Below are 24,009 nucleotides of genomic sequence, written 5' to 3' on the forward strand. Positions count from 1 at the left end.
GAATGCCGCTGAACGAGTGAGCAGCACGAACCCGATCAGCCCATCGACCTCAATGATCCAAATTGCCAATTAGGCCACGTGAGTCAATTAATTTGCGACATTCGCGTGACAAGGCAATCTACATCATTTGTTGCTTGACTTGCGTGCGGCGTCAGAACGAATCTCGAAAGAACGTTCAGATCAGCCGGGGAGGCGCGATGGGGCGACCAGAACGACGCAGGTCTCCCCTCGGCACAGACGAGTTCGCGGCGGCCGTCTCGGAGTACGGCTCGGCGCTGCTTCCCCGAATGCGGGGCGATGGCCGCAACGAAGATCGTCTGCGACCACCCGTGCACCAGCTGCTCGTACGGGTCGGCGAGATCATCGGACTGCGAGTGCAGGTGCACGACGAGGTGACCATCACCGCGCTGCAGTCGCGGCCTGACATAGCCGTTGACGTACCCAGCGGCCGCGTCGGTTACGTCGAGCTCAAAGCGCCGGGCAAAGGAACACCGGAGACGAACACCTGGCGGCCAGACGGACACGATCGCAGGCAGTGGGAAAAGCTCAAGGCACTGCCGAACCTGATCTACACGGACGGCAGCTCTTTCGCCAGGTACGAGAAGGGCAAGCTCGTCGGCAGCGTCGCAAGGCTGGACGGCGACCTGTCGCGGGCTGGAAGCCGGCTTACTGCGCCTGAGGCCTTCGAGCGCCTCATGCGGGACTTCCTCTTCTGGCCGCCGCCGGAACCGCGGAGTCTTCGTGCGATCGTCACCGAGGTCGCACCGTTGTGCAGGCTGCTCCGTGATCAGGTGCTGGAAACGCTGCAGAAGGAGAGCAGCACACCTGGCCGCAAGCCGTTCACGGGGCTGGCAAGCGAGTGGAGGGACATCCTCTTCCCCAACCCAGACGGGCGCGACAACGACGCCAACTTCGCCGACTCCTACGCGCAGGCTGTGACGTTCGCACTGCTGCTCGCCCGAGTCGATGGGATCAACTTCGAGGGCCGGACGCCGTGGGCGATCGCCGAGCAGCTGGCGAAGAAGCACTCGTTGCTCGGTGCCGCACTCGCCATGCTCGCGAACCCGAAGTGGGTGGGCCACCTCAACATCGTGGACTCCCTGGTGCGGGTCATCGGCAACGTCGACTGGACGCACGTCCAGCTCGGTGACGCCGACACCTATGCGCGGCTCTACGAAACCTTCCTCGAGGACTACGATTCCGCGCTCCGGCGCCAAAGCGGCACGTACTACACCCCTGCGCCCGTCGCGAGGTCGATGGTCGCGTTCGTGGACCAGCTTCTGAAGAAGCGCCTCGGGAAGAAGCGCGGGTTCGCAGCCGATGACGTCACGGTCCTGGACCCGTCGATGGGTGCGGGCACCTTCCTGGCCGAGGTCCTCGAAAGTGCGGCCAACACCCTGCGCCGCATCCGCAACACGGACGCCGTTCCCGCCGCCCACCTCCGCGAACTCTTCGCCAACCGGCTCGTGGGCTTCGAACTACAGGCCGCGCCATTCGCCGTCGCAGAGCTCCGGCTGCATGCCGCGCTCAAGAGCCGGTACCAGGTCGAACTACCGAAGGACGAACCACGGTTCCTCACCAACGCGCTTGACGACCCGTACGCGCAGCCGTTCCCCCTCGGCCAGCTGTACGAGGTGCTGATGGAGTCGAGGGAGAAAGCCAACCACCACAAGCGGAACAAGCCGGTCATGGTGGTGATCGGCAACCCGCCGTGGCGCGAGAACGCTCGTGGCGCAGCGCCGTGGCTGGAGCGACGCCGCGATCCCAACAAGCCCGTCGACACCTCGAACCGACCTTCACTCGACGAGTTCCGCGTTCCCGGCGCCGGACGCCACGAGTTCAACCTCAGCAACATGTGGACGTACTTCTGGCGCTGGTCGGCGTGGAAAGCGTTCGAGGCCAACGACCCTGCCGGTGTCGTCGCGTTGATTACGCCCAGCGCCTACCTCACCTCGAAGTCATACGCGGGCATGCGCAAGTATTTACGGGAGACCGCGGATGAAGGGTGGATCATCGACCTGTCGCCTGAGGAACACCGAGCCGGGACCAACACCAGGATCTTCCCGATCACGCAGCACAAGATCTGCATAGGTGTCTTCGTGCGGGCAGGCGAGCCGCGACCGGAAGTGCCTGCAGCAGTGCACTACCGCGCGCTGTCGGGCACGCAGGCGGAAAAGTTCGCGGCGTTGACAGAACTGGACCTCGACACGGGTTGGTCGGACTGTTCCTCTGACTGGCAGGCGGCCTTCCGGCCAGGTGACGACACCTGGGCGACCTATCCGGCACTAGGTGATCTGCTGCCGTGGCAACAACCTGGCGTGAAACCCAACCGGAACTGGGTGTACGCACCCGACGCCGACACCCTGCTGCAGCGATGGGCACGCTTGATTCACGCCGACGATCAGGCGAAGGCGATACTGTTCAAGGAAACGGGGGACCGTACAACCGCCGAGCACGTCCGACCTCAGCTCGGCGTCCCGGCCGGCTTGGCATCGATCGCGACCGAAACGGAACTCACGCCGCAGCTGGCTCGCCTGGCCTTCCGCAGCTTCGATCGCCAATTGGTGATCCATGATCGCCGGGTGATCGACCGCCCCAGGCCTGAGCTGTGGCAGGTGAGCGGGCCGCAACAGGTCTACGTGACCGAACAGCACGCCGACGTGCTCAGTGAGGGAACCGCCCTGCATTTCACGGCCAACGTTCCTGACATGCACTGCTTCAACAGCCGAGGAGGACGGGTACTACCGCTGTACCGGGACGCACGAGGGACTGTCCCGAACACGGCTCCCTCGCTGCTGATGGCCTTGCGACACTTCATCGGAACACCGGTCAGCACCGAGGATCTGCTGGCATACATCGCCGCGGTCACCGCGCATCCCGGCTACACGAAACGGTTCCGCGAGCAGTTGAAGACGCCAGGCATCCGGGTGCCGATCACGATGGACGCCCGGCTATGGCGACGAGCCGTCGAGATCGGACGCAAGGTCGTCTGGCTGCACACGTTCGGCGAACGGATGGTGGATCCGGCCGCTGGACGGCCATCGGGGATACCGGACGACGCCAAACCCCAACCTGTCTCTCCGGTGCCGTCAGGAGAGGGGGAGATCCCCGGTTCAGCGCGTCTGGACGAGGCGACGGAGACACTCATCCTCGGCGAGGACACACTGTTTCATACGGCAGGCCGCTTCCGGCCGGTCAGTCGGGCTGTGTGGAACTACACGACGGGTGGCATGCCTGTCGTCCGCAAGTGGCTCAGCTACCGGCGGAGCGATCCCAAGCACCGCAAGCGCACTTCGGAGCTGGACGACATAAACCCTCAACGGTGGACCGCCCAGTTCGACGACGAACTGCTGGAACTACTGGCTGTGCTCGACATGTGCGTCCAGCTCGAACCCGAGCAGGACCAGCTGCTCAATGCCGTGGTCAGTGGACCGCTCGTCAGCGTCGAGGACCTCGAACGTGAGGGAGTCCTGCCGGTGCAAGCCGCCTACCGAAAGCCGCCCAGACTGGATGAGCCGCCCCTTCTTTAGCTGATCGAGTCAGTCGAGGTCACGGTGCGCAGCCCGTCGACGAGCAGGTCGCCGGGAATCTCGAACTGGACCCCGCCCTGCGCGGTGACCAGCAGCGTGACGGGCCGATCGAGCGCGTCGACGACAATCGCCAGCTCCACCCCGCGAAAGCGGTGCCAGTGCGGTGGCCAGTCCCGCGGCCTAGCCTGTTCCGAGGCGAAGACGTCCACGGTGTCGCCGCGCATCACCAGGTGCCCGCGCGGCTCACGAGCCGGATCGGCGGGTAGCACCAGTTCAGCCGCGAGGACCGCGTCCACGAGAGCCTGCTTGTCCTCGTACCCGTGCTGCACGAGGTACATCACCGATTCGAGGTCGTTCTCGAAGGTGATCTCGCTCGGCCGATACCGCGGATTCGGCACGTACTGGTCGGTGATCTCACCCTGAGCGTCGACGAGGTACCGCCCGATCACGGCCTCCGCGGGAACGCCGCCGGCCGTGTCGTGCGCGGGGTCGACAACGTGCAGCCAGTTGTTGGGAGCACGTCTGGCGCGCTCCCTCATCTCCCTCGTCACGAGCGGCTTGACCATGCACGCATTGTGCCGAACTGCGCGCGGAGAGTACGACTGAATGGGATCATTCGGTCGTGACCGATCCGCACCAGTACCTCGCCGACTTCGAACAGCGCCTCCAGCAAGCCCAGGAACAGGCGAACGCCATCGAGACCGCGTTCCGGGAGTCCCGCTCCCAGGCCCAGAGCCCGGACGGCTCGGTCATCGTCACGGTGGGCTCCGGCGGACGCATCGAATCGCTCCAGCTCACTCCGCGCGCCGACGACCTCGGCCACACCGCGCTGGGTCGCACGATCATGGACACCATCCGCCGTGCCCAGGTCGAAGCGGCCCGCAAGATCGAGGACACGATGCGCCCGTTGCTGGGCGAGGGCGAAGGTATGGCGTTCCTGCGCGAACAGGTCGAACAGGGCATCGCGGTGATCGATCCGGCCGGCACGGTCGAGGAGCCGAGGCCGGCGCCACGCCGCCCCGCGCCGCCGCAGGGTGACGACGACGACTTCGGCGGAAGCTCGGTGCTGCGATGAGCGGCGGCTTCCAGACTCAGGCCGAGACCGTCGCCGCCCACGGCAAGATGCTCGTCGGCCGGCTGTCCCCGTCCTTGCAGGAGGCCGTGTCCGCCTCGCAGGTAAGCCTGGGGCCGAACGTGATGGGCGAGCTTTGCCAGGCATGGTCGTGGATCTTCAACGACGAACTCGACAACGCCAAGAACCTGCTGGCGGCCCTGCCCAAGGCGTTCGAGGCCACCGGTGACGAACTGTGCTCGACCGCCGAGACCTACGGGCAGGTCGAGGAAGGCAACCGCGGCGCCATGCAGGGGATGGACCGATGAGTAACCCGCTGATCGCGCAGAAGGAAGACGACAAGAAGCGGCTCGCCGGCGCCGGCATGTTCGACACCGCCGAGGACCTGGTCAAGCCGTTCGCCGAGGGCAAGAACATCGACCCGGTCGCGCTCGGCATCGACGGCGCCGCGCTGGCACTGGACGTCGCAGGCTTCTTCACGGACCCGCTGGGGACGCTGGCTTCGTCGGTAGTCGGCTGGATCATCGAGAACGTCGGCTTCATCCGGGAACCGTTCGACAAGCTCATGGGTGATCCGCCGGCGATCGAGGCGATCGGGACCACTTGGGAGAACATCTCCAAGCGCCTGAGCGATGAGGCCACCGCGTACGAGTCTCACGCCAAGACGCTCGCTGACTGGACGGGTGACGCCGCCGACGGCTACCAGAGCCGTTGCACCACCCTTGCCGCGCAACTCCGCGGGTCATCCGCCGCGGCGTCGTCCGCCGCGAACAAGATCAAGGTGGCCGGCGCGGTGGTCGCCGCGACGAGGGCCCTGATTCGCGACCTGTTGGCCGACCTGGCGGGCACCCTGTTGATGTGGGGTATTCCGGCCGCAGCGTCGGCCATCCCGACCGCAGGTGCCTCGATCGCCGCCTTCATCACCCGAGCGGTCACCAAGGCCGTCGAGATCGGCACCAAGATCGCCCGGTTCGTCGCCAAGCTGTTCAAGGCGTTGGACAAGCTCGGCTCGCTGGCGAAGAGCGCTGGCGCCGCGATGCGCAAGCAGGCCGACGACCTGGCAGCACTGAGCAGGCAGATGCCGAACAGCCGCTACGGCAACCAGCGAGCTGCCGAACTCTCCGCCGACTCCGCGACGAAGGTGTCGAGGGCCGACTCGCTCGACAACGTCGGCGACGGACTAGGCAACGCGAGCAGGCGCATCCAGGACGGCGTCGACAACGCGATGAACAAGATCGACGACGTAGCTCAGCGCACGAGCCAGAAGGTCGACGACTGGGCAGCCCGTGTGAAGGAGAACGGCCCGGCGCGCAAACAGAAGGTCCGGGACTTCTACGAGTCGATGAACCAACCGCCGCTGTCCACGCGCAAGGAGAACATGGGTGATCCTCAGTCCGGGCTCGGCCGCGCCGCCGACCGGGTGGACGCGCCGATGAGCAAGGGACTGCTCGACGGGCAGAACTGGGTCCGCGCCGTGGCCAGCAGGGACATCAGCCACCTGATGCCGAACTGGGGCGACCTCGTGCATCCGGCGAAGGAGCTGTCGAAGGAGCTGAACAAAGCCGAAGGCGGCGGCCACAAGGACCCCACGGAAGGCCAATGATGAAGACGAAGCGCGTCGCCGTCGCCGCAGTGCTGTGGATCGTCGCCCTCTACACCGCCCACGCGGGCACGCTGTTCTTCGACGGCGAGGCGGGCTCAGGCGGAGAGCCGAAGGGCTACGCGGAAAGCGTCTCGTGCAAGCGCAACTGGTGGGCCTTCGGCGCCCTCTGGTACTGCGACGCCACCATCGTGGCCGATGACGGCAAGCGCTATCCCTACAGCAGCAAGAACTCCGGTCTCACGCCCGCGGACATCGGCAAGCAAGTCCCGATGACCAACAACCTCGTGCGATCTGGAAGATCGTCACAGGCAAGCCCGACATGGGCACTCGCCGAACGCAGGGAACCGAACAAGGTCGCGTACATGCTGTGCCTCATGGGCCTGCCCGGGATCGCGCTGTTCATCACGTTCCGCATGTTCCGCGACAAGAAACCGGTGCCGTGAAAGGACATCACCAGCACTGGCTGGCGCTGGCGTGGCTCGCCTTGTGCGCGTACGGCGCGGCGTTCCTCATGCCCTTCTGGGAAGACCACGGCCCCACGGGCAGCCCCGTGGCGCGTGCCGACGACATCCACTGCGAGCGCAACTGGCTCCTCCTCGGGACCCGTTGGAGTTGCAGCGCGATCGTCACGGACAACGACGTGCAATACCGCTACACCAGCGACTCCTCCCTGCTGACTCCCGCCGACACCTCCGTCCCCATGCAACGCCTCGCCCCGCAACACTTCGCCCCTGCCCGCGCATCCTTCAACCCCGTGCCGTGGCCGACCATGGGCGCCGTCGCCCTCATCGCCCTTGGTCTCGTCGGCGGAGTCCGTGGGCCTCGTCTACGACGAGGTCGAAGGCCTGCTCCTGCTCGAGGGGTTCGCCACGGTCAAGGCCGTCTTCGACGATCCGGCACTCATTCGCGATCGCACCCACCGCAACCGGGTGAGCCTCTATCTGAAGGACGACTCCATCCCGCCGGTGGTGTTCCGGCGCCTGGCAGACCGCGACCCCTCGAAGGCGGACCAGGTGCTCCGGCACCTGCTGAACAAACCCCGCTTCTCGTGGGGACGTGACGGGGAGTCGCTGGTGCGACGCAACAAGCGCGCCCACTTCGAGCGGCCTGCGTACCCCGGCATCACTCCGGCGAGCGAACGGCTCGTCAGCTACCTGCGCGGCTGAGTCCCGCACCCGTGTGAAGAGTGGCGCAAACGTGTGCCGATCACTCGTCGCGCCTGGTACGGCGTATGCAAGTACTACCAGGTCTTGATCGAATCGCCGTCAACCACACCCAACTCGTTCGATCTGTAGCGAACTTGCCAGGCGGCACCACCCGAGCCGGTGACCGCCGAGCCCGACCGGCTGCCGGCTGCGTGCCGCGGCCGTCTCTGACAGTACGCGGGGAGCTTCCGTACTCACCTGGAGTACGGAAGCTCCCCGCGTACCGTCAACGTCGGAGTGAGAGGACCTGGCCCAGCCGGCGGGCGAGACCGTTGTTGTCAGCCGGTGCCACGGTGATCCACTCCGGCGTGCGGCCCGGCGTGTTCAGGTAGCGGCCCACGATGCGCAGCTCGGGGCGAGCCGGCAGCATCAGGGCGTCTTCCAGCTCCGGCTCTGGCCCGGCCGCCACGCCTCGTGAGGTTCCGACTCCGCAGGCTGGAGCCGACCGCCGCCTTGATACGTGCCTGGCGCCTTCCGCATGGCCTCCGCCGTCAGCTCCAGACCGGTCAGCGCGCCGTTCAGCACGACTCGCACCATGATCGACCCGTCCTTCGACGACGCCGACCCGCCCGCCCGCGCCAGTCCTTCCTGGACCTCGGCAGCCGACCCAGAGGATTCCACAACCGACGCGAGCACGTTGGCCGAACAACCGGTACGGCGGCTGGTGCCGTTCGGTTCCGAAACTGTCGGACCCTCCTGGCACACTGTGCGCCATGCCGGACTTTCAGCCGTTCGCGCACCTGACTGCACCGAACGTCGACCTCTATCGCGCCGTGATGGGGGAGTTCGTCCGTGCCAAGCGGCGGTTCGTCGTGCACCTACGGCCCGAGGACCTGGAGCTGGACGCGGACCTCGCCGCGGTCACGGACGCGCTCGTCAAGCTGAAGGACTGGGGCAATCTCCGCGCCGACCCGGACACCAGCCGCGTCACGACGGTCGAGGATTTCCATCGCGCCCGCTTCCTCTACCAGCTGACACCTGCGGGTGAGGCGGCTGAGCAGGCGCTGCAGACGTTCGACGAGGCGCTCGGGCGGCGTGGGGCTCTGCAGGCGGTCGCGCTCACGGACATCGTCACCCAGCTGAGGGCCCTGCTGGAGCTGGCCCGGCAGGAAGAGCCCGATCCGGCCAAGGTGCACCTGCTCCTGCACGGTCTGGTCGGCAGGTTCTCCGACCTCGCGGACAACGCCCAGGCGTTCATGGGGTCGTTGCAGCGGTCGATCGACCTGCACGACGTGGACATCGATGCGTTCCGCGCCTACAAGGACCAGCTGATCGACTACCTCGAGCGGTTCATCAAGGACCTGGTGACCACAGGGGCGGAGATTGCCGGTCTCGTCGCGGAAATCGACGACAGCGACGCCGAACGGCTGCTCCGAACCGCGGCAGCACGCGAAGCCGAGGATGCGGCGCCCGGTGCGGATCAGGAGCGACAGGAAGAGTTCGAGCGCGGGCTGGCGCTGTGGCGGGAGCGATGGCTCGGGCTGCGGCAGTGGTTTGTCAGTGAGCCGCAGCATCCGAGTCAGGCGAAGTTGCTCCGGGCTCGGGCGCGGGCTGCGATTCCGGCGTTGTTGCAGGTGGTGTCGGCGCTCAACGAGCGGCGGGCCGGGCGGTCGGATCGGTCTGCGGACTTCCGCACGTTGGCGCGGTGGTTCGCGCAGGCGCCGGACGAGGACACGATGCATCGGTTGTGGCGCGCGGCTTTTGGACTGTCGTCGGCGCGTCATCTGACGGTCGACGCGGACACACTCGCCGAACGGGAGGAGCAACCGGTTGCGGCGAGCACGCCCTGGTACGACGCGCCCCCGTTGCTGATCAGTCCGCAGCTGCGCAAGACGGGCAGCTACGAGCGGCGGGGTAAGCCGAACAAGATCGTTGACCGGAGTGAACAGCGGAAGGCGCTGGCGGAGCGGGCGGCGCGGCAGGCCGAGGAGATCGAGCTGGCGCGCAGGCGGCTGGTGACGCACCGGCCGACGAAGCTGAGCGAGGTCGGGATGCTCGACCCGGCCGAGTTCGGGCTGTTCCTCCAGCTCCTCGGGGATGCGCTCGCGGCACGTGGGCCGCGGCAGAGGGAAGTCTCCACGACCACGTCCGACGGCACGTTGGAGATCAGGTTGACCGCGCTCGACGAGGGCATCGCGGAAATCCGCACGCCGGGCGGGACGTTCAGCGGGCCGGACCACGTCGTCGAGATCATCGACCTGACCGCGGACGAGGCCGAGGAGTGGTCGGCGTGACGCGGTCGCTCACGGACACACTCAGCGCTTCCCACGCCGACGACCGGCGGAAGGCGGCGCGGGCGTTGCTGCGGCGGCCGTTGCTCCGGGCGAGTGCGCAGGCTGAGGAGTACCGGCTGGTGCGCAAGCACGAGACGGAGCTGCGGGCGTGGTTCGACCTCAACACCGGCTGGCGGCTCGTCGTCGACAGCGAGGTGGCGCGGCTGGTGAAGGTCGCCGCGACCACGGACGACCCGAGCCATCCCGCGAGGGACACGCGGTCGAAGCTGCCGTTCACCCGCCGCCGCTATGTGTTGACGTGTCTGGCGTTGGCGTCGCTCGAACGAGCCGATGCGCAGATCACGCTGGGACGGCTCGCCGCGCAGGTCGTCATGGGGGCGGCCGATCCGGAGCTGGGTGTCGACTTCACGCTGACCGGTCGCGAGGAGCGCTCGGACCTGGTGGCCGTGGTTCGGTTGCTGCTCGATCTCGGTGTGTTGAGCAAGGTCGCGGGTGAAGAGGACGCCTTCGTGCGCGACACCGGAGATGTGCTGTACGACGTGGAACGGCGGGTGCTGGCCACGATGCTCGCTACCCGACGCGGTCCGTCCACAATGGATGAGCTGGATCTCGTGGAGCTCACCAGCGATGTCGTGCCGGACACCGACGAGCTGCGCAACCGGGCGATCCGTCATCGGCTGACACGGCAACTGCTGGACGAGCCGGTTCTCTACTACGACGAACTGAACTCAGACGAGCTCGCCTACCTGACCCGTCAGCGTGCCGCGCTCACCAGGCAGGTCAGCGACCTCACCGGCCTGGTCGCCGAGGTGCGCGCCGAGGGCATCGCGATGATCGACCCCGCGGACGACCTCACCGACGTGCGCATGCCCGAGAGCGGCACCGAAGGACATGTCACGCTGCTCGTCGCGGAATACCTTGCCGCACAAGTAGAAGTGCACATCAATGACCTGCACGAACGGGTACGCGTGCTGGCACAGGACCACCGGTCGTACTGGCGGCGCAACGCGACAGAACCGGGCGCCGAGAGCGAGTTGGTCGAGCAGGCCCTCACCCGCCTCACCGCGCTGCATCTGGTGAGCCGGGACCACGACCACATCCGTGCACGGCCGGCGCTGGCCCGCTACGCACTCGCCGAACCGACCATCACCACCGTGAGGTGACCGTGCTGCCCCTTCCCGCCCGCGATCGCTGGCAGCCGCTGCGTGCCGGTCTGGTCGACCTCTTCTACTACGACCAGGAGGAGTTCCGGTTCCGCGACGGGCGCTTGTTGCTGCGCGGCAACAACGGCACCGGCAAGTCCAAGGTTCTCGCGTTGATGTTGCCGTTCCTGCTGGACGGTGAGCTGTCGCCGCATCGGGTGGAACCGGACGCCGACCCGAAGAAGCGCATGGAGTGGAACCTGCTGCTCGGTGGCGCGCATCCGCATCCGGAGCGGCTGGGCTACACGTGGCTCGAGTTCGGCAAGATCAATAACGACGGGTCCGCGGACTACCTCACGATCGGGTGCGGACTGAAGGCGGTGTCCGGCCGTGGCATCGCGAGGCACTGGTTCTTCGTGACGTCACAACGGATCGGGCAGGACCTCTCGCTGATCGACGCCACGAGCACGGCGCTCGCACGTGATCGGCTCGCTGACGCCCTCGGTGAGCACGGCACGGTCTACGACAAGGCACGTGACTACCGGCGGGCGGTGGACGAGGCGCTGTTCGGACTCGGTGAGCAGCGCTACGCGGCGCTCGTCGACCTGCTGATCAATCTGCGTGCACCGCAGTTGTCGAAGCGCCCCAACGAGAAGGCGTTGTCCAACGCCCTGACGGAGGCCTTGCCGCCCCTGGACCAGGCTGTCATCGCCGATGTCGCGGAGGCCTTCCGCAGCTTGGAGGAGGACCGCGACGCCCTCGCCGCCATGACCGAGGCACGGGACGCGGCGGAGTCGTTCCTCAGCCACTACCGGCGATATGCCCGTGTGGCGTCACGTAGGCGCGCGGCGCAACCGCGCAACGCCCAGTCCGGGTACGAGCGCGTCAACCGCGAGCTCACGGCCGCACAGGAAGCGCACGCGCAGGCACAACAGGCACTCGACGCGGCAGAGGAACAGCTCACCGAGCTCGATCAACTCGCCGCACGCCTGAAGGCGCGCGACGAAGCGCTGCGCGCGAGTCCGGAGATGCGCAGCGCGCGGGAGCTGGAAAGGGTCGCCCAGGAAGCGCACCGGCTCGAGCGCGAGGCCGCTCGGTTGGCGGCCGAAGCCGCCAGGGCAGCGGAAACCGTCTCCTACCGCACCAGACTCACGAGCGATGCGGCCGCGATCCTCCAGGAAGCAGCGGAGGCGCTGGAAGGCTGCCGCACGGTGGCGACCGAGACCGCTCGTGCGGCGCTGCTGGACGAAGCGGTGCTCGCCGACCGCTCAGAGGCAGAGCGTGCGGCCGAACGCCAGCAGCGTGCGGTCCGGCACGTCGACGCTCTGATCACGTCCGTCGAGCAGGCCCGCGCGAAGCTCGATCACGCCAGGCAGCGCGTGGACGAGCTGGCCGCGGAGGCCGACGCGCTGGCCGAGCGCCGTGCCGAGGCCACCGAGGTCGTCGAGGAGCAGGGCCGGGCCTTGGTCGCCGCGGTGCGCCGGCACCTCGGGGCCACCGTCGAACTGCGCGCCGAGGTGCCCGCCGAACTGGATCTGTGGGTCGAGACGCTCGACGGCCCGAACCCGGTGAAGACCGCGGTCGACACCGCCGGGCACGCCGCGAGCGCGGCACTCGCGGACGCCAAGGCGGACACGAGGACGCGTGAGTCCGCGGCACGGCTACGCGGCACCGGCCTGAGCGAGGAGATCACCAAGCTGGAGGCGGGAGAGGACAGCCTGCCACCGGTCCCCCACACCCGCCGTTCACCCCGCGACGGCAGGCCGGGTGCTCCCCTGTGGCAGCTGATCGACTTCGCCGACGAGCTCTCCGGTGACCAGCGGGCAGGACTCGAAGCCGCTCTGGAAGGGGCCGGTCTGCTCGACGCGTGGGTGACCCCGGACGGAGAGCTGGTCTCTCCCGACACCGAGGACGTCTTCCTGCGTGCGGCCGAGGCCGAACCGGTGAACCTGACCTCGGTGCTGAGGGCTGACGAGCAGGTGTCCGCCATCCTCGCCACCGTCGGTGTCGGCAGCGGGACGAACTGGGTCGATCTCACCGGCCGGTTCCGCGTCGGTGTGCTGGAAGGCGCGTGGCACAAGCCCACGGCGGAGTTCATCGGCCGCAGCGCCCGCGAGGCCGCCCGCCTGGCCAGGCTCGCCGAGTTGCGCACCGAACTCCTCGCCGTGCAGGAGGAGCTGGCCGCGATCGCGGACGAGCAGCGTGACTTGCGGGAGCGACGCGCGACCCTGGCCGCCGAGATCGCGGCCTGTCCGGACGACACCGCGCTGCGCAAGGCCCACGCGGACGTGCACGCGATCGACGGAGAACAACGTCGCCTCGCCGAACGCCGGCGCGTCGCCGAGGACCGGCGGGCAGAGGCCGACGGCGTGTTCGGCGAAGCAGAGCGGAAACTCGCCGAGGAAGCGGCCGAAGTGGGCTTGCCCGCCACTCGCCGCGAGCTGGACGAGGTGTCGGAGGCACTGGCCCGGTATCGCGTGGCCATCACCGCTCTGTGGCCGGCTCAGCGCCGCCACAGCGACGCTATCCGTGACGACGAGCGTGCTCGCGCCGAACTCACCGGCGCGACCGAAGACCATGCCTCGCGCCAGGAACAGGCGACGGAAGCCGCGTTGGCGAGCGAAGCTGCCAACGCGCACCACGAGACCCTGGCCGCCACCGTCGGCTCCGCGGTGGCCGAGCTGCAACGACAGCTCGCCGAAGTGGCGGAGGCGGTGAGGCGGTGCGCTGAAGATCGCAAAACAGCGGACAACCGTCGCACGGAAGCACTCACGAACCGCGGCAAGGCGGAGGGCCAGCTCGACACGCTCAGAACACAGCTCGACGAGGCGACGGCGAGCCGTGCCGAGGCGGCGGAGGTGTTGCGGCGCTTCGCGACAACGGGATTGCTCGGCGTGGCACTGCCCGAGCTGGAGACGCCCGATCCGGCGGCGCCGTGGGCGCCTGACCCGACGGTACGGCTGGCGAGGCTGATCGACCGCGAGCTCGCCGACCAGACCGACGACGACCAGACGTGGGAACGCGTCCAGCGAAAGGTCAACGACGAGCTCAAGACGTTGATGGACACGTTGTCCCGGCACGGAAACTCGGCGACGGCACGGCTGCTCGACGACGGCATCGTGGTCGACGTCCTGTTCCAGGGACGCACGACGAGCACACCGGAGCTCACCGAGGCACTGCGCGTCGAGGTGGCGGACCGCGGCCGGATCCTCGACGAACGCGAGCGCGAGATCCTGGAGAACCACCTGGTCAACGAGGTCGCCAGCACCCTCCAGGAGCTGATCTTCGCTGCCGACGAGCAGGTGGCGCGGATGAACGCCGAACTGGACGACCGCCCGACCAGCACCGGCATGCGGCTGCGTCTGAGGTGGCTGCCGGCCGAGGACGGCCCGACCGGGCTGGCCACCGCCCGCGAACGCCTGCTGCGCCAGACATCCGACGCCTGGTCGGACGAGGACCGCTCGGCCGTCGGAGAGTTCCTGCAGGCCGAGATCGCGAACGTGCGGGCCCGCAACGCTTCGGGCACGTGGCTGGAGCACCTGACGGAGGCACTGGACTACCGCAAGTGGCACCGGTTCGTCATCCAGCGCCACCAGAACGGCCAGTGGCGCACCGCGATCGGCCCGGCTTCCGGTGGTGAACGCGTGCTGACGGCGAGCGTGCCGTTGTTCGCCGCGGCGTCCTCGCACTACGCCTCCGCGGGCAACCCGCACGCGCCCCGGCTGGTGACGCTGGACGAGGCGTTCGCGGGCGTCGACGACGACTCGCGAGCGAAGTGCATGGGCCTGCTGGCGGCGTTCGACCTGGACGTCGTGATGACCAGCGAACGCGAGTGGGGCTGCTATCCCGAGGTGCCGGGGCTCGCGATCGCCCAGCTGTCCCGGACCGACGACATCCCTGCCGTGCTGGTGACGCCGTGGGAGTGGACAGGTCACCGCCGCATCAGGGTGGCTGCCGGATGACGAGGTTGCACCGGCTGCTCGGCGGCGACGAGCTGGCCTGGCTCGTCGCTCGGGTGCGCAAACGCCTCGAACGCGACGAGCCGCTCGACATCACCGTGACGCTGTCGAACGCGTCGGAAGGCCAGCGCCAAGCCGTGCATCGCCTGCTCGGCCGCGCACCACGCCCAGGCCGTGCGTTGAGCGTGTCGCTGCCCGCGGTCGACGACCTGCTGCGCCGATCCGGCGCCCACCCGGACGGCCTCGCATCGGCGGTGCTCGAACTGACCGGCCCGCTTCCGGACGCCGTCGACCTGGAGGCTTTGTGGGACAAGGCGTTCGCGGAGCTGACCGATCCGCGCCTCGCCGAGTGGGCACTGTCCTTGCGCACCAGCGGCATCCTCAAACGCCTCGCACCGACTCCACAACGCGCGGCCGAACTCCTGGCCTCGTTGAACGTCGTCGTGCGAAACCTGCCGTCGCAGGGCGAGCCGATCGGCCGGTTCGCAGCGCGCACGACGGGTGACGCACACGCACTGGACGATGACCGGCCACTGGCGACACTGGCGCTGCGTGCGGTCCGTGTCCTCTCCGGTCTTCCCGACGGCAGCGGCGCGGAGTGGCGTCGCGAGGTCTGGGCTTCGGTCGGCCTCATGCGCGACGAACTGTCCACCACGGTCATCACCTTGGGACTGACCGGCCACAGCGGTCTGGACGCGTGGCTCGGCCAACCGGTGCACCTCACGCTGCGCCAGCTCGTGCGTGATCCCCCGCGCCTGGCCGCACTGGACGTCTTCGTCTGCGAGAACCCCGTCGTCCTGGCGGCCGCGGCCGATCATCTCGGTCCCTCGTGCCCGCCGTTGGTCTGCACCAGCGGCCAGCCCAGCGCCGCCGTGATGCACCTGCTCCGCCTGATCGTCTCCGCACGCGGCACCCTGCGCTACCACGGCGACTTCGACTGGGGCGGCGTCCGCATCGCCAACGTGCTGCACGATCGCGTGCCCTTCACGTCCTGGCGCTTCGACACCGCTTCGTACCTTGCCGCCGGTGACGTCGGCCGGCCGCTCACCGGAACTCCGGTCGAAGCCCGCTGGGATCCGGCACTGGCGCCGGCCATGAGCCACGCGGGCCGCCGCATCGAGGAGGAACTGCTGCTGGATGACCTTCTGGACGATCTCTCGGCCTGATGGCCGCTCATCGTGTCACCCGAAGGAAGTACGGTGGGCGACGTGACGAAGTCTCCCAGGGTGCCCGCGGATCTGTTCCGCTTCACCACGGCCGAACGCGCTGAGCTGCACACCGCTGTGCTGCGGGCGTTCGGCCTGGCGAGCGAGCGCCTGGAGACGTCGTTGACGCTCGACGACGTGCAGTTGCGGCTCAGGGACGTCGGCTGGTCCGAGCAGGTGACGGATGACGATCTGGCCCAATCCCTCGCTGCACTGCGACAGTGGGGGTTGATCGAGGCGACACAGCACCGGTACGGGCTGACGAAACACGGTGAGGCCGCGTACGCGGGCGTCCAGCACGCGCTCGAGACGCTGACGAGCAGCGGCGCGTTGCAGACCGCCGTGCTCGACGCGATCGCGGACCGGCTCGACGAGCTGAGCAAGCCGCAGGACGACCGCCGCACCTTCACGGCGCTGCAGGAGCTGGAAGCCCACGTCAAGGCGCTGCGGACGAACACCACGAGGTTCAACGGCGAGCTGCAAAGGCTTCTGCGGGAGGAGCACGACCTCGCCACGTTCCAGGACGTCAAGCGCACGACGATCACCTACCTGCGCGAGTTCATCGCGGAGCTGGACGCGCGCAAGCTGCAGATCCGCGAAAAGATCGACAAAATCGATCCCGTCAAACTGCACGAAGACGCACGAAACGGCGCGGACTTGTACAACGACGAGAACTGGCTCGGGAACCGGGCGGAAGCCTGGGAGAACCTCAAGGCCTGGTTCCACGACACGCCGTCGAAGGCAGACGAGCTGCAGGACGTCGCGCGGAAGGCGATCGTCCAGCTGCTGAGGGTGCTCGACCGGATCAGCGAGCAGCGGAAGCGGCCGACCAACACCGCCGCCGACTTCAAGGCGCTGGCCAGGTGGTTCGCCCGCACGAACACCGAGGACGAGGCGCACGAGCTGTTCAACGCCGCGTTCGGGCTCTTCTCCGCGCGGCACGCCCACCTCGCGCACGCGGACGGGGAGCTGATCCCGAGCGCCGAGGCGTGGCACAACACGCCTCCGGTGCGGCTGTCGCCGCAGCTGCGGGCCACCGGCAAGCAGGAGCACATCGGCAGCACCGGCCGGATTCGCAACGTCGACGAGGTGCGCCGGAACCGCCGACACCAAGCGGAAAAGGAACGCGAAGAGCTCGAGCACGCGTGGCGCCAGATCCAGACGGACGGGCCGGTGCGGATCTCCACCCTCAAGGAACTCGACCACGACACCTTCCACCGGCTCATCGATCTCGTCGGGCGGGCGCTCGGCAGCGATCCGGACAGCACCGGCACGCGCACCGCCGGGACGACCGACGGGCGGATGCAGATCAACCTGCGCAACGCTCGGGGCTGGGCGACCATCACCACCCAGAAGGGCACCTTGAGCGGGCCCGACTACGTGATCGACGTGCAGAGCCGATGAGCAGGACGGGGAATCAGCTCGCCCGGTTGGAGAGCGAGGAGGTGGCGCGCGGTGTGCGGTTGTTGCTCGCACGGCCGTTGCTGGCCGCCGTGCACGATCCGGACGGGTTCGATCTCATCAGAAGGCGCCGCGATCCGATCGTGAAGTGGTTCGACTACTACTGCGGCTGGCGTGTGCTCGTGGAGCCGCGTGCTGGTTATGCGCGCCTGTTCAAGACGACCCAGCGGCCCGATCGCACGCGGCCCGCGCAGGACTTCGATCGGCGGCGATACATCTTGCTGTGCCTCACGTGCGCGGAGCTCCTCGGCACGACGACGATCACCGCCGAGGCGTTGGCGGACAAGATCAAGCACGCCGTTGCGCTGGAAGACCTTCCGCCGTTCGACCCGGACAGGCGCGCTGACCGGTCCGCGTTCGCCGACGTGCTGGAGTTCCTCGAACAGCGTGGGGCCGTCGAGAACACCGGCACACACCTGCGCAGCGATCCGGTGGTCATCACGCGACTGCTGGCCGCGCCGGTTTCGCCGTCCACTGTGGACAGCATCGAGGACCTCACGCGCGAGACCCGTTACGAGAGCGCGCATCGGAGCCTGTGGCATCGGCACTCCACGATGCGCCGGCTCATGGACGACCCCGTCGTGTACAGGAGCGAGCTGACCGCCGGCCAGCTCGCTTTTCTGACGTCTCCCACCGGGCGCAAGGTCGTTCGGACGGGCGTTGGGCTCGCCGGGTGCACGTTGGAGGAACGCGCCGAGGGGTTTGTCGTGGTTGATGCCGACGCGATCGCCACGGACACGAGGTTTCCGGACGACGACAGCCACGCGAAGGTCGCCGCGTTGTTGTTGCTCGACCGGTTGGCGAAAGGTCCAGCGACGACGGAGGAGCTGGTCGAGGAGGCACGCGAGCTGCTGACCAAGTTCCGCAACTGGGCCAAGGCCTACCAGTCGGACGGCGGGGCGGGCAGGCTGGCGGCGGACGGGCTCGCGCTGCTGGAGGCGTTCGGGCTCGCGCGCGACGAGAACGGCACCGTTCGGCGGCTGCCCGCGGCGGCCAGGTACGCGGTGGAGGAGCTGCATGACTGACCGGTGGCAACCCAGCCGCGCCGGGATCATCAACGTCTGGCGCTACTACGACGAGATCTTCACCTTCCACCAGGGCAGACTGCTGCTCAGGGGACCCAACGGCACGGGCAAGTCGAAGGCGCTCGAGCTGCTGCTGCCGTACCTCTTCGACGCGAACCTGCGGCCCCACCGCCTGTCGACGTTCGGCAGCGCGGACCGCACCATGCACTGGAACCTCATGGGCGAGGGCAACCAGGGCAGCACGCGCGTCGGCTACGTGTGGCTGGAGTTCCAGTACGGCGACGAGTGGTTCACGTGCGGTGCGCGGCTGCAGGCGACGACGAACACGTCCAACGTCACCGCCACGTACTTCACCACCAGCCAACGCGTCGGGGATCTCGCGCTCGTCAACGAGGCCGGACGGCCGTTGACCAAGACGGATCTCATTGCGGCGATTGGTGAGCACGGCGTTGTGCACGCCTCACCGACTGACTACCGGCACACGGTGCGGACGACGTTGTTCCCCGGCGTGACCGAGCAACGGTACGACTCGTTGATCACCGCACTGCTGCAGCTGCGGACGCCGAAGCTGTCCGAACGGCTCGACCCGAGCGTGCTGTCCTCGTTGCTCTCCAAGGCACTTCCGCCGCTGGACCAGTCGGACCTCACCGAGATCGCCGAGGGTTTCGAACGGCTCGACCGGCAACGCGAGGAGCTCCGCAGGCTCGACGAGGAGATCGCCACGGCCGAGCGTCTGGCCGATGTCCAGCGCACCTATGCGCAACGCGTGCTGGGCGCCGCAGCACACGCGTTGTCGTCTTCTTCTGAGCAACTTGAAGACCGAACGCGCGCCGCACGGATGAGCGAACGGCGTTACCAACGCCAGGTCGCGCTGACCGACGAGGCGTTCGAGCAACTGGCGGCGCTCGGACGTGAGGCGAGCGCGGTCGACGCGGAGATCTCCGGGATCTCCGACCTGCCCGCCTACCAGGAGGGCAAGCAGCTCGACCTGTTGCGGCAGCAGCATTCCGCCGCCGTGCAACGCGCCGGTGAAGCCGCCGCGCATGCCTCGAAACTCCGTGCGTTGGCCGTGGCGGACGACGAACGCGCGGCGCAGGCCAAGGCCGACGCGGCCGCGCGCGCCGACGACGTGCGGCATTCGAGCCTGGCAGCCCGAGAAGCCGCGGAACGCGCCGGCATGCCGTCGGTGTTCGAGGAGATCGACGCCGGGACCGACGCGCGTGCGGGCCGTCAGCTGCTCAGCGACGCCGTGGAGTCTCGCGCCGCCGAGATCAACGCGGTCATGCGTGCCGTTGCCATCCACGAGAGGGCCGTCGACGCACGGGACGCCGCACACCAACGGCTCGATGAAACGCGTGAAGAGCTGGAACTGGCCACGGACGCGGAGACGGTGGCGCAGCAGGCGTTCGAGCAAGCGTTTGCGAAGTTCGGCGCCGACTTCGAGACGTGGGCGCACGGCTGCACTGAGCTGCGCGTTTCCGAACGCGGTGAGGTCATCGAGGCCGCTGCCCTGGCCCGCGAGGAATTCAGCGCGATCGAGTCGCGGCTGAGCGAGACGCGTGCGGCGTTGAACGGCCAACTCGCGCAGTACAACGCCATCCGCGAGAAACTCGCCAATCAGGTCGATGTGCCGCCACCCGCGCCGTACACGCGCAATGCCGAATACCGCTCTTCTGCCGTGGGCGCCCCTCTGTGGCGACTGGTGGACTTCCGTCCCGGCACGCCACGCGACGTGTGCGCCGCCGTCGAAGCCGCCCTGGAAGCCTCCGGGTTGCTGGACGCGTGGCTCACGCCCGGCAACTCGTTCGGCCTCTCCGACCAGGACCGGTTCGCCGAACCCCTGCTGGCCGCACCGGCGCCCGGCACCACGTTGCTCGAAGTACTTGTCACCGACGACGACCGCGCCCATCGGTTCTTGGAAGGCATCGCGTTCGGTGAAACCGCCACTGGCCACATAGCGGCCATCGGCGCTGACGGAACATGGCGCCTGGCCAACGTTCACGGCCGTTGGACCAAACCCTCCCCCACCTACATCGGCGCCGACTCCCGCCAACGCGCGCGGGCGGGCCGGATCGCCGAGCTCACCGGCCTGATCGAGCAACTCGCCACCGAACTCTCCGGTGTGGACGCGGCGCTGTCGCAGATCGCCGTCCGCCGCGCGACCCTGGCGGGCGAGCTCGCCAGGCAACCGTCGACCGACCCGGTGGAGATCGCGGAGGAACACCGGACCAAGGCCCAGTTGCGGTGCGCCGCGAGGAAAGACGCCGTCGCAGCGGCAACGCGCCGGATGTCCGAAGCCGACGCCGTCGTCGCCGAGACGCTGCGCCTGATCGACAGCGACGTCTCGGTCAACCTGGGCGCCGTCGCCGAGTTCCGCACCGCGGGTCACCGCTGGCTGGACGACCGCCACGACGCCCTCGCCGCGGAAACCCTCGCGTCCGAGGCGCTGAACCGCTCGTCGGCGAGCAGCGCGCTGGCCGACGAGGCCGAGGAAGCCGCCGCCGCCCGCCAGCAGGAGGCCGCCGACCTCGCGATCACCCTGGAGACCGTGGAACGCTCCGCGGGTTCCGAGTTCCACGCACTCGACCAGCAGCTCATCATGTTGCGCACCAAGGCACTCGAACTGGCTGAGCAGCGCGAAACGTTGCAGGACAAGCAAACCGGTCTGGCGCGCACCCTCGGCACGTTGGAGGAGAAGCGCAAGGTGGACGCCTCGCGCGCCGCGGAGGCCACCGCTGTCCGTGACGCGGCCGAAGCCCGCCACCGCCATCTCACCAGCGGCCACCTGCCGGCCGACGCGGGCGACGTGCCCGAGGGCCCCGTGGACACTCGGTTGATCCGCGACGCCGAGTCCCGTCTCAGCCTTGCTGTGCATGATGCCCAACAACAACTGGCGGGCCGCATCGACCTGTCGCTGGACCCCGACGACGACGTCACTGTCCTGAGCGCGACTCTGGACGGCGCGCGCATGGGAGCGCACGCGCTGCTTGAAGCGTTGCAAGCCGAACGCGACCGGATGCGCACACACATCACCGACGCCGAACGCGATCTCTTCGACCAAACCCTCACCGGCGACACCAGAAGGCACATCGCCCAACGCATCCAGGGCGCCGCCGAACTCGTCGACACGATGAACCAACGCCTGGAACGCGTCCAAACCGCGTCCGGCATCCGCGTGCAACTCGTCTGGCAGGTGGATCCGCAACTCCCACCCGGCACCCGAGAAGCCCGCGACCTGCTCCTCCGCTCCGACCTCGACGCCGCCGAACGCGCTGTGCTGCACCAGTTCTTCCGTGAGCGCGTGGAAGAAGCACGCGCTCACGACACCGCAACGGGCTGGGAACAACAACTCGCCCAGGTGCTCGACTACACGACGTGGCACCAGTTCGTCGTGAAGGTGGACCGCGGCGACGGCTGGGTGCCTGTCACCAAACGGGTCCACGGTGCGTTGTCCGGCGGTGAGAAGGCCATCGTGCTGCACCTGCCGTTGTTCGCCGCGGCGGCCGCGCACTACCACGCGACGCCCACCGCGCCCCGCCTGATCCTGCTGGACGAGGTGTTCGTCGGGGTCGACGCGACCAACCGCGGCAAGCTGCTGGAGCTGTTGGTGGCGTTCGATCTCGACCTCGTGCTCACGTCGGACCACGAGTGGTGCGACTACCGCGAGCTGACCGGTATCGCGATCCACCAGCTGACCACGGGCACCGACGGCGACGACGCCGTGACGACGGTCCGCTTCACCTGGGACGGCCACAGCCTCAAGGCTGATGACTGAACAACGCCAGGAGCTCCCGCTGCTGCAAGGTGAGGGCGAACTCGGGGTTGTGCCGCGGATAGACCTCCGCGGCCTCCCACAGGTGCGAGCGAACGCTGGACGCGACACCGATCTTGCAGCCACGCGCGCGGAGGTCAGCGACCACGGCCGCGGCATCGAACAGGTAAACGGCGTCGATGACCAACGGCCGCACCGCGCCGGCTGAGCCTTGCGGCGCCTTCGGCCCGGTCAGCACGAGGTAGCGGTCCGGGCCGTCCTCGCGCAGGTCCAGCAGGTTGTCCCGCTTCAGGTACCACCGGATGTTCACCGTCCGGCCGTCCGCGAACCTGCCGTCGACGCCTCTGGCCGTCGTCTGCTGCTCCAGCTCGATCCCGAAGACCTGGGCGGCGATCCAGTCGCCGAGGCGCCCTGGAAGCGCTGGCCGCCGGATGCACTCCGACAGTGCGGCGTCGATGCGGTTGCGCTCGCGGATCAACCCGGCCACCCGTGCCACGTCGTTCACGCGCGCCCTCCCGTGAGCTCGCCGAGCAGTCCGGCGAACAGGTCCTCCGACACGATCGGGATGCCGTAGCCGCGCGCCTTGTCCGCCTTGCCCGACAGGGAGTCCGGATCCGCCGCGATCACGAGCGCCGTCTTCTTGGTGACCCCGGCCTTCACCGCCAGCCCGGCGGACAGCGCCCTGTTCTCCCAGACCTCACGCGGCTCGCGCATCTCACCGGTGAAGACGACCAGGTCTCCCAGCGAAAGCCGGACCGTGCGCTGCGGCACCACCTCGCCGGGTTCCACCCCGAGCAACGAGGCCACCAGCCGCAGATCGGCCTCCTCGTCGGCCGTCACCACGCCGTCCTCCCGCGCGGCCTCGGCCAGCGCGGCGAGGTAGTCGCGGTGCAGCCCCATCACCTCCGGCAGCCCCAGGTCGAGAGCGCGGGCCACGTCGAGGAGCTCTTCCTGTTCCTCCGCCGAGAGATGCCGGTCGACCAACGCCCGGTCCAGCACGGCGAGGTACTCGTCGCCACGCGGTGTCTCGACGCGGGGCAGCAGCCGGACGAGCTTCGCCAGGAAGTGCTGCTCCGACGCGTGACCGCTGCTGCGCTGCACCGCGAACACGCTCGTCCGGGGCAGATCGAGCCGCACGGGCGGAACGTCACCGACGCGGTCAAGGCACCGCACGAGCAGACCGGCGGACGCGCGCGCGTCGTGCAGCGCGGAGTGCGCGGTGCCCATCGGCACACCGGCGGCCGCACAACACGCGGCCAACGAACGCGACGAAGCACCGAGGTACCGGCCGGACAGCTCCATCGTGCACAGCCCCGAGGCAACGAACTCGTGCCCCAGCCTGGCGAACTCGGCGCGCAGGAACCGCAGGTCGAACGACACGTTGTGCGCCACGAGCACCCGGCCGGACAGCCGCGCGGCGAGCTCACCGGCGATGCCCGCGAAGTCGGGGGCGCGACGGGCTTCCGCGGCGCTGATGCCGTGCACGTGCTGGGCGCCGAGGTCGCGGCGCGGGTTGACCAGCGTGCACCACTCGTCGGTGCGGCGGCCCGACGGGTCGACGTGCACCACGGCGACCTCGATCACCCGGTGGTGATGACCGGGTGAGAGCCCGGTGGTTTCGACGTCGACGACCGCGTACCCGTTGCCCATGCCGGGGCTGTCGTTCGGACCCGTGTATTCCGTTATCAGGTGTCATCCGATAGGACTAATGTGAGTTGCAGGACGCCTGCGTCCGGGAACCGGGACGGATCCCGGTTTGCCACCCGAGTGAGACGGTGACCTGCGAAGATCGCGGAATCTC

Annotated in this window: 18 protein-coding genes; 13 read left to right on the plus strand and 5 right to left on the minus strand. The window is 68.4% G+C overall.

Translation table 11 applies throughout. From position 1 onward, the window contains the following. The first annotated feature begins 197 nt into the window (after nt 1-197). A complete protein-coding gene (locus JOD27_RS22590) occupies nt 198-3,530 on the plus strand; it encodes a type ISP restriction/modification enzyme (RefSeq protein WP_204764248.1) in 3,333 nt (1,110 codons plus the stop codon). Here the strand turns inward: JOD27_RS22590 and JOD27_RS22595 are convergent. Further along, complete coding sequence (locus JOD27_RS22595; RefSeq protein WP_204764249.1) at nt 3,527-4,096, minus strand: type VII secretion system-associated protein; 570 nt, start codon at nt 4,094-4,096, stop codon at nt 3,527-3,529. The genes JOD27_RS22590 and JOD27_RS22595 overlap by 4 nt on opposite strands. A gap of 56 nt (nt 4,097-4,152) precedes the next feature. On the opposite strand from JOD27_RS22595, the gene JOD27_RS22600 reads away from it, so the two are divergent. The 5 genes from JOD27_RS22600 (at nt 4,153) to JOD27_RS22620 (ending at nt 7,371) form a co-directional block, all read left to right on the plus strand. Beyond that, nucleotides 4,153-4,605 carry a YbaB/EbfC family nucleoid-associated protein gene (locus tag JOD27_RS22600; protein ID WP_204764250.1) on the plus strand — a complete coding sequence of 151 codons (453 nt, stop codon included), beginning with the start codon at nt 4,153-4,155 and terminating at the stop codon, nt 4,603-4,605. Continuing rightward, complete coding sequence (locus tag JOD27_RS22605; RefSeq protein WP_204764251.1) at nt 4,602-4,910, plus strand: hypothetical protein; 309 nt, start codon at nt 4,602-4,604, stop codon at nt 4,908-4,910. Before JOD27_RS22600 ends, JOD27_RS22605 begins: the two co-directional genes overlap by 4 nt. Next, entirely contained in the window at nt 4,907-6,205 is a 1,299-nt protein-coding gene (locus JOD27_RS22610) for a WXG100 family type VII secretion target (RefSeq protein ID WP_204764252.1), read from the plus strand. The genes JOD27_RS22605 and JOD27_RS22610 overlap by 4 nt, the downstream gene beginning before the upstream one ends. Further along, nucleotides 6,202-6,648, plus strand: a complete 447-nt coding sequence (locus tag JOD27_RS22615) for a DUF6346 domain-containing protein (RefSeq protein WP_204764253.1) — start codon at nt 6,202-6,204, stop codon at nt 6,646-6,648. The genes JOD27_RS22610 and JOD27_RS22615 overlap by 4 nt, the downstream gene beginning before the upstream one ends. A gap of 372 nt (nt 6,649-7,020) precedes the next feature. Further along, on the plus strand, nt 7,021-7,371 hold the full coding sequence (locus JOD27_RS22620) for a hypothetical protein (RefSeq protein WP_204764254.1): 351 nt from the start codon (nt 7,021-7,023) through the stop codon (nt 7,369-7,371). Between the two features lie 265 nt (nt 7,372-7,636). Here JOD27_RS22620 and JOD27_RS22625 read toward each other — a convergent pair whose 3' ends face one another. After that, complete coding sequence (locus JOD27_RS22625; protein WP_204764255.1) at nt 7,637-7,780, minus strand: hypothetical protein; 144 nt, start codon at nt 7,778-7,780, stop codon at nt 7,637-7,639. Further along, nucleotides 7,780-8,031, minus strand: a complete 252-nt coding sequence (locus JOD27_RS22630; protein ID WP_204764256.1) for a hypothetical protein — start codon at nt 8,029-8,031, stop codon at nt 7,780-7,782. Before JOD27_RS22630 ends, JOD27_RS22625 begins: the two co-directional genes overlap by 1 nt. 92 nt (nt 8,032-8,123) lie before the next feature. On the opposite strand from JOD27_RS22630, the gene JOD27_RS22635 reads away from it, so the two are divergent. The 7 genes from JOD27_RS22635 to JOD27_RS22665 are packed head-to-tail and all read left to right on the plus strand — an operon-like array spanning nt 8,124 to nt 22,211. After that, on the plus strand, nt 8,124-9,644 hold the full coding sequence (locus tag JOD27_RS22635; RefSeq protein ID WP_204764257.1) for a TIGR02677 family protein: 1,521 nt from the start codon (nt 8,124-8,126) through the stop codon (nt 9,642-9,644). Then, nucleotides 9,641-10,807 carry a TIGR02678 family protein gene (locus JOD27_RS22640; RefSeq protein WP_204764258.1) on the plus strand — a complete coding sequence of 389 codons (1,167 nt, stop codon included), beginning with the start codon at nt 9,641-9,643 and terminating at the stop codon, nt 10,805-10,807. The genes JOD27_RS22635 and JOD27_RS22640 overlap by 4 nt, the downstream gene beginning before the upstream one ends. Further along, a complete protein-coding gene (locus JOD27_RS22645; protein WP_204764259.1) occupies nt 10,804-14,748 on the plus strand; it encodes a TIGR02680 family protein in 3,945 nt (1,314 codons plus the stop codon). The genes JOD27_RS22640 and JOD27_RS22645 overlap by 4 nt, the downstream gene beginning before the upstream one ends. After that, nucleotides 14,745-15,911 carry a TIGR02679 family protein gene (locus JOD27_RS22650; protein ID WP_204764260.1) on the plus strand — a complete coding sequence of 389 codons (1,167 nt, stop codon included), beginning with the start codon at nt 14,745-14,747 and terminating at the stop codon, nt 15,909-15,911. The genes JOD27_RS22645 and JOD27_RS22650 overlap by 4 nt, the downstream gene beginning before the upstream one ends. Nucleotides 15,912-15,953: 42 nt before the next feature. Next, a complete protein-coding gene (locus JOD27_RS22655; protein ID WP_307830270.1) occupies nt 15,954-17,354 on the plus strand; it encodes a TIGR02677 family protein in 1,401 nt (466 codons plus the stop codon). Beyond that, nucleotides 17,351-18,436, plus strand: coding sequence for a TIGR02678 family protein (locus JOD27_RS22660; RefSeq protein WP_204764261.1), 1,086 nt, complete (start codon nt 17,351-17,353; stop codon nt 18,434-18,436). Before JOD27_RS22655 ends, JOD27_RS22660 begins: the two co-directional genes overlap by 4 nt. Then, complete coding sequence (locus JOD27_RS22665) at nt 18,429-22,211, plus strand: TIGR02680 family protein (RefSeq protein ID WP_204764262.1); 3,783 nt, start codon at nt 18,429-18,431, stop codon at nt 22,209-22,211. Before JOD27_RS22660 ends, JOD27_RS22665 begins: the two co-directional genes overlap by 8 nt. Here the strand turns inward: JOD27_RS22665 and JOD27_RS22670 are convergent. Both JOD27_RS22670 and JOD27_RS22675 read right to left on the minus strand, forming a co-directional pair. Further along, nucleotides 22,195-22,713, minus strand: coding sequence for a hypothetical protein (locus JOD27_RS22670; protein WP_204764263.1), 519 nt, complete (start codon nt 22,711-22,713; stop codon nt 22,195-22,197). The genes JOD27_RS22665 and JOD27_RS22670 overlap by 17 nt on opposite strands. Continuing rightward, complete coding sequence (locus JOD27_RS22675; RefSeq protein WP_204764264.1) at nt 22,710-23,858, minus strand: exonuclease domain-containing protein; 1,149 nt, start codon at nt 23,856-23,858, stop codon at nt 22,710-22,712. Before JOD27_RS22675 ends, JOD27_RS22670 begins: the two co-directional genes overlap by 4 nt. Nucleotides 23,859-24,009: the final 151 nt, after the last annotated feature.

The sequence above is a fragment of the Lentzea nigeriaca genome (genome assembly GCF_016907955.1).
Taxonomy (GTDB): Bacteria; Actinomycetota; Actinomycetes; order Mycobacteriales; family Pseudonocardiaceae; genus Lentzea; species Lentzea nigeriaca.